Raw genomic sequence first — 14,181 nt, forward strand, 5'->3', positions numbered from 1 at the left:
CCGCCCGGGCCAGGTCAGACTCGGACTCGAGCGAGCTCAGTCGTGCATCCAAGAGCCGTTGATGAACACCGGCTCCCCGGTGCCTGCGGTCACCGTGAACATCGGGTAGTAGCTCAACGTGCTCCAGCCATCGAGCTCGCTGCTGGTGTTCGCGTTGAAGGTGTAGTTGCAGCCGCTCTTGGTGTAGCTGATGCTCGAGCCCTCGCTGTAGGTGCCCGAGGCGTAGGAGATGCTGGCCGTCCTGACGATCGGGTGGTTGCCGGTGCAGTCGTTCTCGACGAGGCGGACGTGGATGTTGGCGAAGGTGATGTCGTCGTGGCTCAGGTTGGTGTCCGACTCGATGGTGCAGGTCGCGGCCTTGCCACCGGAGACGTAGACCCGACCGTTGTAGTGGCGGACCTTGTCGTCGTAGGAGGACCAGTCCGAGAGCACGCCGTCGGTGCTGATGGAGCCCAGACCGCGGACCTCGCAGTTGCCCATGGCGGTCGAGCGGCGCCAGCTGTAGGCCTCGGCCTCCTGGGGCGCGGCGACGAGGGTGAGGGAGCCGACCAAGGTGGCGGCGAGGGTTCCGAGAGCAGCGATCTTGTTCATGGTGTGCTTCTTTCCAATGCGTTGGGTCTGCCGCACGCCACTCGCTGGCGGTGCGGGCAGGGTCTCGCCCTGCGTCCTCACCATGGCTCCGCGTGCTCGCCTCGCCTTCCCCCCCAGGGGTGAAGCCCCCACACTTTCATGGCCGGGTCCCCCACCGGCCCCGCAGCCGAAACTATTTACATTGCCCCAGCGGGTTGGGAGCCCACTTTTTTGTGATCAGTTCGAGGGCGACCGCCACTGCGTCTTTGCGCGGAGCCGCGCAGCACGTCCATGCCCACCGCCCCGATGCACGCCACCCAACCCCAGCGCCTGGCAGTCCTGCTCGTCGATCCCAACCCCGCGTCGCGTCGCTCGCTCCGCGCGACCCTCGAGCGCGGAGGCCACGGGGTCTCCAGCTGTCCCCACGTCGACGACGCCCTCCCCCTCGCCGCTCGAGCCTTCGACGTCGGCGTGTTCTCAGCCCACCCGAGCGCGCCCAGACAGCGGCTCTCGACCCTCGTCGACGCCCTCGCGCCCACGCCCTGCGGCGACCTGCCCTTCGTCCTCGCCTCGGAGCTCGACTTCGGCTCGGCCCGTCAGCTCCGCCACGCACGCACGGCCGTCGAGCTGGTCCGCAAGCCCTGCACCGAGGCCAGCTTGCACGGCGCCCTGCGGCGCGCCCTCGGTCGCCGCAGAGCCCCGAGCGCGCGGCGCAGCCCCCCGCCCTCGCCCCTCGCGGGCCTCGTCGACGCCCTCGTGCGCCGCGCCCAGCCCAGCCTCAGCGCGCGCGAGCGCGAGGTCCTGACCCAGCTGATCGCGCTGCGCCCCGAGGCCCAGCTGTGCCGGCGCAGCCGCATCGCCGAGCGCCTGGGTCTGTCGCCCAACACCGTCCGCACCCACATGCGGGCCGTGTTCCGCAAGCTCCAGGTCCACAACACCGAGGATCTTCTGCGCCAGGCCCTGCTCGATTGAAAAAGAGCGCGCCCCCAAGCGGGAGCGCGCTCTCTCGCGTCAGCCGAGCGTCCGCTAGCCCATCAGCGAGGCCATCGACGAGCCGATGTCCGAGGGGGTGTCGGCGATCTTGACGCCCGCGTCGCGCAGCGCCTCGAGCTTGGCCTCGGCCGTGCCCTTGCCGCCCGAGATGATCGCGCCGGCGTGGCCCATGCGCTTGCCGGGAGGCGCCGAGACGCCAGCGATGAAGCCCACGCAGGGCTTCTTGACGTGCTCCTTGATGAAGGCCGCGCCGGCCTCCTCGGCCGAGCCGCCGATCTCACCGATCATCACGATGCCCTCGCACTCGGGGTCCTCGTTGAACAGCTGCAGGCAGTCGACGAAGTTGGTCCCGTTGACCGGGTCGCCGCCGATGCCGATGGCGGTGGTCTGGCCCAGGCCCAGCGCGGTCAGCTGGTGCACGGCCTCGTAGGTCAGCGTGCCCGAGCGGGACACGACGCCGATCTTGCCGGGCTGGTGGATGTAGCCGGGCATGATGCCGATGCGGCACTGGTTGGGGGTGATGACGCCGGGGCAGTTGGGGCCGATGAGGCGGCTGCTCTTGCCCTCGAGGAAGCGCTTGACCACGACCATGTCGGCGACGGGGATGCCCTCGGTGATGGCGATCACCAGGGGGACCTCGGCGGAGACGGACTCCATGATGGCGTCGGCGGCGAAGGGCGGGGGCACGAACACGACGGAGGCGTTGGCCCCGGTCTTCTCGACGGCCTCGGCCACGGTGTCGAACACCGGCACGCGGTCGTCGAGGGCCTTGGAGCCGCCCTTGCCCGGGGTCACGCCGGCCACGACCTGCGTGCCGTACTCGAGGGAGAGCTTGGCGTGGAACGCACCGGTCTTGCCGGTGATGCCCTGCACCAAGAGCTTGGTGTTCTTATCGACGAGGACGCTCACTTGGTCATCTCCACGATCTTTTGAGCGGCGTCGCGCAGCGAGTCCGCCGAGGTGATCTTCAGGCCGCTGTTGGCGAGGATTTCCTTGCCCAGCTCGACGTTGGTGCCTTCGAGGCGCACGACCAGCGGGACCTCGAGGCCGATCTGCTTGACCGCCCCGACCACGCCGTTGGCGATGGTGTCGCACTTCATGATGCCGCCGAAGATGTTGACGAGGATGCCCTTGAGGTTGGGATCCTTGCAGATGATCTTGAAGGCCGCGGTCACCCGCTCCTCCGTCGCGCCGCCGCCGACGTCGAGGAAGTTGGCGGGCTCGGAGCCGAAGTACTTGATGATGTCCATGGTCGCCATGGCCAGGCCGGCGCCGTTGACCATGCAGCCGATGGTGCCGTCGAGGGCGACGTAGCTCAGGCCCCACTTGCCGGCCTCGAGCTCCGCGGGGTCCTCCTCGGTCTCGTCGCGCAGCGCCTCGACGTCCTTGTGGCGGTACAGCGCGTTGTCGTCGAACTGGACCTTGGCGTCGAGGGCCATCACGTCGCCGCCGCCGGTGACGACGAGCGGGTTGATCTCGAGCATCGAGCAGTCGAGGTCGTTGTAGGCCGTGACGATCTTGCCCAGGAAGGACGCCATCTTGCGGGCCGTCTTGCCCTCGAGGCCGAGGCCGTAGGCGACGGCGCGGGCGTCGAAGCCCTGCATGCCGAAGGCGGGGTCGACGGAGCTCTTGAGGATCTTCTCGGGGTGGCTCTCGGCGACCTCCTCGATGTCCATGCCGCCCTCGCTCGAGGCCATGATCATGACCCGGCCGGTGTCGCGGTCGAGGGTCGCGGCGAGGTAGAGCTCGCTGGCGATGTCCATGCCCTGCTCGATGAGCACGCGGCCGACCTTCTTGCCCTCTTCCCCGGTCTGGATGGTGACCAGGGTGCTGCCCAGCATCTTCTCGGCGATCTCGGCCGCCGCGTCGGCGCCCTTGACCACCTTGACGCCGCCCAGATCGGGGTGCTCCTTGAAGCGACCCTTGCCGCGGCCACCCGCGTGGATCTGCGACTTGACGACGACGACCTCGATGCCGGTCTCCGCGATGAGTTTCTGGGCGGCCGCGCGGGCCTCATCGGCCGTGAACGCGACTTGCGACTGCGGCACGGGGACCCCCGCGGCGCGCAGCAGGCCCTTGGCCTGATACTCGTGAATTTTCATGGTGTTGGTCCTTTGGCGGGGTGAATCAATTGCCGTGGGAGAGCCGCTCGACGACGTCCGCGACCGCGCGGGCCGAGACGTCGAGGATCGCCCTCGCTGCGTCGTTGAGTTGCATCTCGATGTTGCGACGTGACATGAGTTGCGCGGTTGGCCCGACGCGCCCGTTGCTTCCAGCCGGAGGGGTCGGGGTCCGCGGCGGGTATACCGGCTCGCTTTGGGGCCCGTCCATAGCTGGGTCCAAGGTGGCGCCCTCCTGGGCTCACAGCGGCGAATGGTGGGCAAATTCCCCGCTTGAAGGCCGTTCGCGCCCGCTTTCACGCCCTGCGCCCTTCGCCCTTGCGCGCGCAAGCCCCAGGGGCGAGAAACCCGAGCCATGGCCCGCCGCCCCGCGCTCTCGACGATGTTGATCCACCCTGGTCACGCGGACGAGACGGCGGCGACGCGCCACGGCTCCGCGCCCGCGATCGAGCGCAGCACCACCTTCCCCCTCGATCAGCCCCGCGTGGACGCCATGGTCACCGGCCAGGGGCTGCGCCAGGCCGACGTCTACGGCCGCTTTGGCACGTCCACGGGGCGGGTGGCGGCCGATCTGATCGCGCGCCTCGAGGGCGCCGAGGCGTGCGCGCTGACGGCCTCGGGCATGGCGGCGATCACCACGACGCTCACGACCCTGGTCCCGGCGGGGGGCCGAGTCGCCTGCGCCGAGGTGGTCTACGGCGGGACCGAGTCCGTGCTCCGCCACGAGCTCGAGCCCCGCGGGGTCCGCTGCGATCGCTTCGACGCCCGCCGCCCCGAGACCCTCGCGCCGCTCTTGGATCCCCCACCAGGGCAGGCCAAGCCCGATCTCGTGTGGTGTGAGTCCATCGCCAACCCGCTCATGCGGATCGGGCAGATCTCGGCCATCGCCCGGCTGTGCGCCGACGCGGGGGTGCCGCTGGGTGTCGACGCGACCTTCGCGGGCGGCATGGCCCAAAACCCCCTCGCGCTCGGGGCCAGCGTCGTCGTGCACAGCGCGACCAAGGTCCTCAACGGCCACTCGGACGTGGTCGCGGGCGCCATCGCCTCGGACGCGGCCCGGGTCGACGCCTGCTTCGCGACCATCAAGCGCCAGGGCGGCTGCGTCGATCCCCAGGCCGCGTGGCTGCTCCAGCGCGGCATCCGGACCCTGCCCCTGCGCTGGGCCGCGCAAACCCGCAACTCCGAGTTCCTCGCCGAGCGCCTCCGCGACCACCCCAAGGTCCGCGCCGTGCACTGGCCGGGCTTCGAGATGGAGGCCATGGTCGCCGCGCCCCTGCGCAGCCCCGGGACCATGCTCGCCTTCGAGCTCGAGGGCGGCTTCCCGGCCGTGCGCGCGCTCTTTGGCGCCGTCCAGCTGTGCACCCACGCCGTCAGCCTCGGCGGCCTCGAGACCCTGCTGAGCTCGCCCGCGTGGACCAGCCACACCCAGCTCGCCCCCGAAGTCCGCCGGGCCCGGGGCATCGCCGACGGGCTCGTGCGCCTGAGCGCGGGCATCGAGGACTGCCAGGATCTGTGGGACGACCTCGAGCGGGCGCTGGCTCAGCTATCCGCGTAGAGGGTGCCCAGATCGAGCTCCGTCGCCAGGTTGGCGGCCTCCTTGCCGCCGCTGCGGTACTCCCGATCGTCGACCCCAGTGGTCGTCACCTCGACGATGTAGGCGTCGTGTTGGTCCAGCGCCGCGAGCTTCAGGCTCGTCGCGCCCTTGTCGGCCGAGAAGGTCGAGGCTAGGGCCCCCGCCCGCTTGCGCCGCACGCTCACGCGGAAGTCCGTCTTGGCGCTGGCGCCCTGGGGCATGGCCCAGCGCAGCTCGACGGTGCGCGTGGCCCCGGGCTGGACGCCGATCAAGCGCAGGCCCGCGTTGATCGCGTTGAGCACCCCGTCCACGGAGCCCACCATCTTCCGCCCGTCCGGGTCGACGAACTCGCGCAGCCCCGCCGCCTCGCTGATCTTGGGCAGCTCGATGTCCCCCGGCAGATCCGCCCACGCCTCGGCGAAGGGCTGGACCTCGTGGATCAGCCCGCGCGCGGCGAGGCCCCGGGCGGTCTCGAAGGCGCCCTGTGGCCGCCGCAGCCGGGCCAGCGCCGAGCCGCGCAGGCCCAGGCTGCGCGCCATCAACTGCACGCGCAGGTCGTGGACGAGCTTGGCCGCGCCGTCGACGATCTCGAGGTCCGTGAACGCCAGATCGAGGGAGGCGTCGAAGCTCAGGCCGCGCCGCGACAGCGCCCCGCTACCGACCACGGCCCAGCGATCGTCGACGACCACCACGCTGCCGTGGCGACGCAGCGGCCGGCCGCCCAGGAAGCCCCGGGGGTGGACGACCGCGACCCGGGCGTCGACGGGCTGGGCGTCCACGAAGAGGTTGGGCAGCTTGCCCTGGGCGTCGGGGCCGTGGGCGTGCGCGGCCGCGAAGCTGTCCTCGTAGCCGTCGAAGCGAGCGACGCGGACGGCCCAGCGGCGCATGGCGTAGACCATGCGGTCCCCGGCGGCGCCCCAGGGGTGGCCGGCCTCGCGCGGGAGGCAGATCAGCACGCGCAGGTCCGGCTCGGCGAGCAGGCGCTCGTGGATCAGCTGGAGGAGGTTGAGCTCGTCCAGGGTGAAGGTCGAGTCCGCCGAGCTGCGCTGCCTGCGGCCGAACAGGCTCAGGCTGGGCGTCTCGATGTAGATCAGGCGACGAGCCGAGCGGATCGCGTCCGCGAGCGCGAGCGCGAGCTCGGCCCGGGCGCTCACCGACCCGTCGCGCTTTTTCAGGTCGTCGAGGGTGTCCCCGTCCAAAAAGGGCGGGCGCGTCGACAGCAGGGCGCAGCGATGGGTCGAGGCCTTGATCTGCGCGTCCGTGGGCGCCGCTTCGGTGTGCTTGTCCTTGGCCGCGTTGGCGTTGGTCAGCTGCTTCCACGCCTCGTCGACGCTGAACACCCTGCGCTCGAAGGCGACGTGGATCGGGTGGGCGCCGCGGCCTTCGACGAACACGCCCACGGTCGCCGCGTCCTCCCCCGCAGGGCGCTGGGGATCGCCCAGGTCCGGGTCCGGGTGTCCGCCCGCGCAGGCGTGCAGCGGTCCCCCGCTGAGCACGGCGCTCTGGGTGGTCCCGACCGCCACGTAGGCCGCGCTCTCGCGGCGGACCATGGTCGCGTAGGCGCGGTGGTCCGCGGTCAGCTTGGCCTCGCCCACGATCGCCGCGAGCTCGAGGCGCTCGGTGGTGTGGGCGTTTGCCTGCTCGCCGCGCTCGGCGTGTTCGTTGACCAAGATCCGCAGACCAGGGGTCCCGCCGACGGCCTTGCCCCGGCCGGCGAGGGTCTCGGCGTGCGCGGGGACCTGCCCGGCCCGGCGCGCGGCCTCGCCAAAGCCGACGGCGCCCACGGCCCAGGCCTCGGTGAAGGCCTTCTCCAGGGGGCTGATGGCCACGAGCAGGCGATCGTCGCCGCTCAGGCTCGACGGCAAGTCGACGCTGTCGGTCTCGCTCTCGTGGCCCCCGCCCACGTCGACGCGGACCATCGCCCCCGTCGCGGGCACGCTCAGCCACGCCGTCGAGCGGGCCTGGGCGCAGGCCTTGGAGAACACCGCCCGGGTCGTCTCGCCGCTGCGCTCGAGCCGGACGTGCCGCCAGGCAAAGAAGGGCGCCGTGCTCGGCAGGTCCGGCAGCGTACCCAGGGGCAAGGCGGCGCGCAGGTGGGTCTGCGGGGCGCCATCTTTCCAGGTCACGACGAGCAGGTCCGCCTCGCGATCGCCCAGGCCTCCGCCGGGGAGCTCGAGCAAGGCCCCGCCCGCGACCCCCGTCACGTCCCCGCCGTCGACCAACGTGGCCGCCGCGAAGCCCGAGCCGCGGCGGACCTCGCCCGAGTCGAGGCTCGCGCGGTGCTCGAACACCCGGACCCAGGCCCCGCTGGGGAAGCTCCCCGGCGGGATCAACAGCACGTGCGAGCGCTGCCCGAGGACCTCCATGGCCCGAACCTTCAGGGTCTGCTCGAGCGCGTCGAGCTTGGTCTGGTGGCTCTGGGTCCACGCCGTCGTCGTCGTCGGCAGCTTGCCCAGGCGCAGGTGCGGCGACAGCCGCGGGCTCATGATCTCGGCCCGGCGCTCGCCCGTGCCCGTGCGCGCCAGCTCGGCGTCGACGCGCTCGAGGATCGCCCGGCCGCCGATCAGCGGACTCAGCCGCGTCTCCTTGGCGTGGGGCCGAATCACGGTCGCGCTCGGGTAGGCCGCCTTGGGCGTCGTGGCCGTAGCCTCGGGCGTGTTCCGCCCGACCGCGTGGGTCAGGTCGAGGACGCGCACGCGCAAAAAATCGTGGTCGAGGGCGAGGTGCTCGAGCTCCGCGCCCAGCTTGCCGCGGGTGTCCAGACCGAGCACGCCCTCGACCTTGCTGTCCTCGAAGGCGTCCTTGGTGAACGCGAGCTTGGCCTTGGCCCGGCTCTGGTTGGCCTGCGGGGCCGCCAGGGTGACCCGGCGCAGCGCCGCGTGGCCCTTGGGGTCGGTGTAGCCCGTGCCGGTCAGGGCGACGCTGTCCAGCAAGTAGCGCGGCGGCGTGCGGTCGTCTCCGCCGACGAAGTGCAGGTGCAGGCGCGAGCCCTTGCGGTCCCCCGTGAGCCGGGCGCTGAGCGGGTTGGTCCCGAGCTCCTTGCCCTCCTCGACGCCCCCGTGCTTCTTGGCGATGGCCTCAAAGGCCGCCCACACGTAGACCGGGTCGAGGGGCCAGCCCTGCTCGTCAAATGCGTAGAAGTCGATGGGGCCGGCGGCCTCCGCCAGCTTGGCGCCGGCCTTGGCCCAGTAGCTCGGCCCGGGCGCGACCTTGGCCAGGCTCGCGCTCGCGGCCGCCGGGAACTGCGGCTTGGCGGGGTCGGGGATCTTGGGCAGCTTGGTCGACTTGCTGGCCCGCTGGATCACCCCCTGGACCGAGCCGATGACCGAGTTGATCGTGCTGATGGGCGACTTCAGCAGGGCCTCGATGGGCTTTTGGCAGGCCGAGACCAGCGCGCCCCGATCGCCAAAGGTGGCGACGAAGCGCGCGGGCACGGGGCGGCCCTTGGCGACCTCCTCGAACAGATGGCGCAGGCGCAGCTGGGCCTGGGGGTGCAGGCGCAGGTGCAAGCTGGGGACGAGCTTGGCCAGCTCCTGGCTGCCGTCGCTGGTCGGGTAAAAGCGGCTGCCGTCGAGGTCGCGCAGCCCGGCGAGCAGGGGATCGACGAACACCTCCGAGCGCGCGTGCTCGCTGCCCGCCGTGTAGTTGCGGGTCCGGCTGGCCCCCGAGGCGAACTCGACGATGCCGTTGGCCGGGGCGTAGAGCGCGAGCGTCGTCGCCGAGCCCGTCTTGGTCGCGCGGACGCCCGCGCGCGGAGTCGTCCCGCTGCCAAAGTCGGCGCCGAGCTCGTAGTCCTCGCCGCGGAACCAGGCGGCGATCTTGGGCGCGCCGGGGCCGAGGCTCTTCATGTGCTTGCTCAGGTCGGTCATTGTCCGGGCCTCCCCACGGCTGGGCTGTCGACGTAGCGTCCGAGCGGGTCGATGACCCGGACGCGCCAGCGAACCTCGGCGCCAGCCGGCGCGCCGTGGTCGCCGTGGTCAATGGTCTCGAAGCTGCGCGTCGGCCAGGCGACGCCGGCCATGGACGGCTCGGGTCCCGCGGCCTCGAAGCGCGCGGCGATGCCCAGCTCGACCTGCTCCCAGCGCTCCGCGCCCTCTGAACGCCACAGGGCGAAGCGGAACCAACCCTCGGGGGTCTCCTCGGCGGGCACCGGGGCCGTCCATTGCAGCTTTGTCGCCGTTGGCGTGGGCCCGGCGCTGGCGCTCAGGCTCGGGGCGCTCGGCGGCGCGGGGTCGGTGGTGCGCACGACCAGCGCGGGGCTGGCCAGGCTGCGCGCTGGCGCGGCGCCGCGATCGTCGGCGGGTCCGACCGCCACCGCGCGGTAGCTGTAGGCTCGCCAGCTCCGCAGCGCGCCGTCGGCCCAGCTCGCCGTCCTCGCTTCGTGGCCCGCGAGGGACAGGGTCCCGACCTTGCGCATGCGCAGCAGGTCCCGGGCCCGGTCGGGATCGCGGATCCGATAGATCTCGATGGCCGCCGGCACGTCGAGCTCGGCCTTGCCCTGGGCGTCGAAGCGCGCCCCCGCCAGATCGAAGTGCAGCTGCACCGTCGCGCCCTCGACCGCGGCCTCGCCCCAGCTGGGCGTCGAGGGGCGGTGCGTCCGAGGCACGCGCACGACGACGAAGTGGGTCTTGGCTTGGGGCCACGGCCCGGTCACGCCCGCGCTCGAGCGCCCGACGAGGCAGTAGCAAGTCGCCGTCGTCGCGTAGCCCGGGAGGCGGTCCTCGACCCGGCGCCGGCCCGCGCTGGCCAGGCTGGGGCTGCCCTCCGCCGGGACCGGACCCCCGACGCGCTCGAACACCTCGCGCGCTGCGGGCCCGAGCTCGCGCAGGAGCTCGGCGCGGACCGAGTCGTCGCCGGCCTCGTAGGCTTCGCGCTGGTCCGCGTCCGCGGCCGCCTCGAGCATGGCCGCGGCCGGGCAGCGCCACAGCGAGTACTGCACCCCGGCCTCGCCGTCCCACTCGATCTGGACCGTGCTCCAGCCCGTGGCGTCGGCGCGCCCGGACCAGCGGAAGCCCGGCAAGCTCGGAGGCTCGGGCGCCGCTCGCCAGGACAGGCGCGCCACCGCCGGGCCGCCGACCTCGTCGCTGTTGGCCGGGCGCCCGCGCCAGCTCGCGTCCGTGGCCACGCCCACCGTCAGGCGCTGCTCGGGCCGGGCCGCCGAGGGCTGGGGGAAGGCCAGGCCCGCGACGTCGACGTGGAAGCGCTCGCCGATCTGCACGCGCTGATCCGCCGGCGGGAGCGAGCCGTCGGCGTCGCGCCTCCACACCGGCTCGCGCTTGGCCAGGCGCGCGCTCAGGCTCCCGGAGGTCGTCAGCGCCTCGCTGTGGATGTCGAGGTGGACCTGCCCCACGCTGCCGTCGCCCCGCTCGAAGCTCGGCCAGTTCCCGCGCGCGCGCCAGTCCGAGCCGCTCGCCACCGTGCCCACGCGCGCGGAGAGGGTGAAGCCGTCCGGGCTGGGCGACTGCGCGGCGTGGCCGTCGGTCCAGCTAAAGCTCACCCGCACGGCCTGGCCCGCGAAGGACTCGGCCCAGCTCAGGCCGTCGGCGGGGGCGCGCTCGTCGAGGGGGTCGAGGAAGTCCGCGCGCACGTCCCCGGGCGGCAGGGCCACGCGCTCGTCCCACCAGCTCATGGGAGCCTCGGCCCAGGGGCTCCAGCGCCCCCACAGGTCGCCCGCCGACACGCCGTAGATGTAGTCGCCCTCGTCGGGCAGGCGCAGGTCCTGGAAGCGGTGGCGGCCCCCCTCGAGCGCCGCCGTCAGCGGGCGGCGGTTGCCCGCGCCGTCTTCGGGGTTGAGCGAGGTCTGCCCGCCGCCCCAGCTCGTGCGCCGCTCGACGGCGTAGACCGCCGGCAGGTAGGTGATCTCGTCGGCCCGATGGGCGAAGGTCTGCTCCCAGCTCAGCTCGACCTGGGCCGCCGCGCCTGAGCCCGGGGCCCCTCGGCCGACGAACTCCGCGTGCGGGCCCCAGGGGCTCGGGACCATGGCGCCGTGGTCGAGGCGGACCGCGCCGATCGTCGCGGCCAGGGTCAGCTCCTGCGCCCCCGCGCCCTGGACGTGCTGGACGAGCGCCGCGTCGTGCAGGTCCGCCGCGCGGTAGTCGGCCTCGACCTTGAAGTCCCAGCTCGCGTGCAGATCGAGGCGACGGGTCGTCAGCGCCAGCCCCAGCCAGCGGGCGATGTCCGGGTCCAAGCTGGCGAACAGCAGCGTCGCCAGCAGCGGGATCTCGGCCTTGGGGTTGGCGCTGAGCGTGGCCTGGCCGGCGACGTTGCGCAGCGGCTCGTGGCTGATCGACTCGACGATGCTGCGCTGCGGCACGCCGTCGCGGGCCGACTCCTCGAGCACCCGGCGCAGCCGCGCGTGCAGCTGGGAGGCGCGCTGGATCACCGCCTGGTCGTGGGCCGGGCCCAGACCGCCCGAGTGCGGCGGCGGGATTTGGGGCTGGGTCCACGGCGGCTCCGCGTTGGGCCGGCCCTCGGCCACGCGCTGCTCCGCCCCCATCAGGGCCTCGCTCTCGTCGTAGACCTTGGCGTCGTAGTAGCCGCCGGGGCCGTCGTGGATCGGCAGCGAAACATTGCGATCGTCGAGCAGCTCCCAGTCGTGGGCGTCGAGGTAGGAGTCCGTGTCGATCCACGCCGCGCTGAGCAAGACCGCGTCGACGCCGGTCAGGCGCACGCGGTGGATGTGCGGGCCGCTGAGGTGGAGGACGACGTCCTCGTCGTCCGCGATCGTCGGCTCGACGGGGGTGTAGGTGGGCTCGACGACGCCAAAGTTGGGGTCGAGGGTCGCCTCGCCGAACATCGCGGGCTCACCGAACATCACCGGCTCGTCCACGCTCGGCGCCGGCTCGAAGGCGTGCGGCTCGAACACCGCCGGCTCGCCGAACACCCCCGGCTCGCCGAACACCGCGGGCTCGAAAGGCGCCGGCTCGAACACCCCCGGCTCGAAGGGCGCCGGCTCGGGCACGTGCAGCACCCCGCGCCCGCGCGCCGCGTGGGCGACCACGCGCGCCCCCTCGCTGGTCCACGACTCGGCCTCGACGTCGACGCTGCCCTGGCCCCGCAAGCGCACGCGCAGCTCGACCACGGCCTGGGAGCTCAGCTGCCCCCCGCCGCCCCCGAGCTCGAGGTGCAGCGGCGCCCCATCGAGGAGCAGGCCCTGGGTCTGCGGATCCAGGGGCACGCCGCCGTCTCGCTCGGCGCTGCACTCGGACCACACGCGCCGCGCCCCCGACTCGTAGCCCGGCTCATCGGGGAAGTGGCGGCCGACCTGGCCCGAGAGCGCGCCAAAGCTGCGGTCGACCCCAGGCCGAAAGTAGACCCGCACCGGCGCGCGCGGCAGGCCCAGGCGCTGACCCAACAGCCAGCGCAGGTGAAAGCCGTCGGCGGCGTAAGAGTCGTTGGCGAAGGCCCGGGCGAGCAGGCGCAGGTGGGTGGGAGCGACGAGACGCGGGGCGGCCATCAGAGCACCTCCAGTTCGGCATCGGGGGCCCCAGCGAGCGCCATCGCGAGGATCGCCTGGTTCGTGCTCGTGGGGCTGTTGGGCAAGGTCGGGGCGGAGCGGCTCCAGTGCAGCTCCAAGGTCCCGGTGTTGGGCAGAGTGTTGGGCAGAGTGTTGGGCAAGTCGGTGAGGATGAGGGCGCGGGTGCCCCGGGCGCTGACCACTCCGGCGCTGGCCAGGGCCCCCTGAGAGCTGCGCAGCTCGAGGCGGACCTCGGGCTGGACCAGCGGCTCGGGGTCGTCGAGGAGCAGACCCAGCAAGGTCCAGGCGTTGCCGCTGCGGTGCCACAGGCGAATCAACGCGGGCGCCTCCGCCGGCGGGCGCACCTCGACCTTCAGGGTCTCGTGGACCAGGCGCTCGAGCAGGCCCTCGTCACGAACCCACGCCGTCTCGGTCGTGGCCGCGGGCACCCCCTGGAGATGCCCCGGAGGCGGCGCGGCGTCGAGGACGATGTCGCCCATGGCGTCGGCCCGGGCGAGGACGTGGTCCTCGAAGGTCGACCAACGCGAGCTCTGGAAGCGCCAGCGGTGGTGCGCCGTGCCCTGGGCCTTGGCGAGCTTGGCGAGGGCGTGGGGGCTGAGCCCGCCCAGCTTCGTGCTCGCCGGCAAGCTCAGCAACAGCGCCTCGTACTCGGCGTTGGGCACCAGGCTCTGGCCGAGCTTGGCGAGGGCGCGCTCGACCACGGCCTTGGCCCCGACCCGCGGCACCCCCAGGCAGGGCGCCCCGTCGAGGGCGGCGAGCAGGGCCTGGTCGTGGGCGCCCTCGGGCTTGTCGGAGCGGTAGCGGGTGAAGGGGCCGGCCTTGGCGTGGGCCGTGCTCCGGGCGCTCAGGGCCGCGAGCACGACCTGCCGCCCGTCGGCGCGCAGCATCTCGAGGGCCGCGCCGTCGCGCAGGTCGAGGGCCAGGGGGTCGTCGCAGTACCAGCTCATCGCGTCAGCGGGCGGCCAGCTGCGCGCGACGTAGCGCCCGATCTCGGCCTCGCTCGCGGGCCCCTTGGCGGTCCGAAAGGCGAACCCAAAGCTCTGCGTGCCGCTGCGCTCGCGGGGCTTTTCCTTCGGGTCGCGCGGCGTGGTCTGGGTCGTCCAGTCGACCTTGCCCTGGACGCGGTAGCGAGCCCCCGGCTTCCACAGCGTCCCGCTCGCGCCCACGCCCTGGCCAAAGCGGTTGGCCCAGGTGCTCGCGGCCTGCTGGCGCGCGCCCTGGGCCTGGGCGGCGCGCTCGACCTCGACCCGAGCCTGGCCGTCCACGGCGACCAGGTAGGTGGCCGACTCCGCGCTCAGGCGCGCGCCCAGCTCCCCGTCCGAGGCCGGGCGGAGCAGGCGGAGGGTGCTCGCGCGACCCAGCGGCAAGGACACGCCGCGGCGATGCGGCTCGGAGCCCACCCCGAACTCCCAGGCGCCGACTTGCCGGCTCGAGCCCTGGGCGTCGAT

General features: G+C 72.9%; 8 protein-coding genes. 2 read left to right on the forward strand and 6 right to left on the reverse strand.

Translation table 11 applies throughout. From position 1 onward, the window contains the following. Nucleotides 1–36 precede the first annotated feature (36 nt). Complete coding sequence (locus PPSIR1_RS39375; RefSeq protein WP_006976892.1) at nucleotides 37–591, reverse strand: hypothetical protein; 555 nt, start codon at nucleotides 589–591, stop codon at nucleotides 37–39. A gap of 270 nt (nucleotides 592–861) precedes the next feature. On the opposite strand from PPSIR1_RS39375, the gene PPSIR1_RS45190 reads away from it, so the two are divergent. After that, nucleotides 862–1,542 carry a response regulator transcription factor gene (locus PPSIR1_RS45190; RefSeq protein WP_006976893.1) on the forward strand — a complete coding sequence of 227 codons (681 nt, stop codon included), beginning with the start codon at nucleotides 862–864 and terminating at the stop codon, nucleotides 1,540–1,542. Nucleotides 1,543–1,596: 54 nt separating this feature from the next. Here the strand turns inward: PPSIR1_RS45190 and sucD are convergent, their stop codons facing one another. Together sucD and sucC are read right to left on the reverse strand one after the other, a co-directional pair. Further along, nucleotides 1,597–2,472, reverse strand: coding sequence for a succinate--CoA ligase subunit alpha (gene sucD / locus PPSIR1_RS39385; RefSeq protein WP_006976894.1), 876 nt, complete (start codon nucleotides 2,470–2,472; stop codon nucleotides 1,597–1,599). Beyond that, entirely contained in the window at nucleotides 2,469–3,665 is a 1,197-nt protein-coding gene (gene sucC / locus PPSIR1_RS39390; protein WP_006976895.1) for an ADP-forming succinate--CoA ligase subunit beta, read from the reverse strand. The genes sucD and sucC overlap by 4 nt, the downstream gene beginning before the upstream one ends. A 373-nt stretch (nucleotides 3,666–4,038) precedes the next feature. Between sucC and PPSIR1_RS39395 the strand changes: the two genes are divergently transcribed. Next, nucleotides 4,039–5,238, forward strand: coding sequence for a trans-sulfuration enzyme family protein (locus PPSIR1_RS39395; protein ID WP_006976897.1), 1,200 nt, complete (start codon nucleotides 4,039–4,041; stop codon nucleotides 5,236–5,238). Here PPSIR1_RS39395 and PPSIR1_RS39400 read toward each other — a convergent pair. From PPSIR1_RS39400 to PPSIR1_RS39410, 3 genes are all read right to left on the reverse strand, one after another. After that, nucleotides 5,223–9,125 (reverse strand): phospholipase D-like domain-containing protein, encoded by a 3,903-nt coding sequence (locus tag PPSIR1_RS39400; RefSeq protein ID WP_006976898.1) that lies wholly within the window; start codon nucleotides 9,123–9,125, stop codon nucleotides 5,223–5,225. The two genes, PPSIR1_RS39395 and PPSIR1_RS39400, sit on opposite strands and share 16 nt — an antisense overlap. Beyond that, on the reverse strand, nucleotides 9,122–12,712 hold the full coding sequence (locus PPSIR1_RS39405) for a hypothetical protein (protein ID WP_006976899.1): 3,591 nt from the start codon (nucleotides 12,710–12,712) through the stop codon (nucleotides 9,122–9,124). Before PPSIR1_RS39405 ends, PPSIR1_RS39400 begins: the two co-directional genes overlap by 4 nt. Continuing rightward, nucleotides 12,712–14,181 (reverse strand): hypothetical protein (locus PPSIR1_RS39410; protein WP_006976900.1); only part of this gene is annotated, 1,470 nt, incomplete at its 5' end. The genes PPSIR1_RS39405 and PPSIR1_RS39410, both read right to left, overlap by 1 nt.

It is taken from the genome of Plesiocystis pacifica SIR-1 (assembly GCF_000170895.1).
GTDB lineage: Bacteria > Myxococcota_A > Polyangia > Nannocystales > Nannocystaceae > Plesiocystis > Plesiocystis pacifica.

Coding starts and splice junctions, on each gene's coding strand:
- PPSIR1_RS39375 (WP_006976892.1), bottom strand. CDS start 591: ATGAACAAGATCGCTGCTCTCGGAACCCTCGCCGCCACCTTGGTCGGC.
- PPSIR1_RS45190 (WP_006976893.1), top strand. CDS start 862: ATGCCCACCGCCCCGATGCACGCCACCCAACCCCAGCGCCTGGCAGTC.
- sucC (WP_006976895.1), bottom strand. CDS start 3,665: ATGAAAATTCACGAGTATCAGGCCAAGGGCCTGCTGCGCGCCGCGGGG.
- PPSIR1_RS39395 (WP_006976897.1), top strand. CDS start 4,039: ATGGCCCGCCGCCCCGCGCTCTCGACGATGTTGATCCACCCTGGTCAC.
- PPSIR1_RS39400 (WP_006976898.1), bottom strand. CDS start 9,125: ATGACCGACCTGAGCAAGCACATGAAGAGCCTCGGCCCCGGCGCGCCC.
- PPSIR1_RS39405 (WP_006976899.1), bottom strand. CDS start 12,712: ATGGCCGCCCCGCGTCTCGTCGCTCCCACCCACCTGCGCCTGCTCGCC.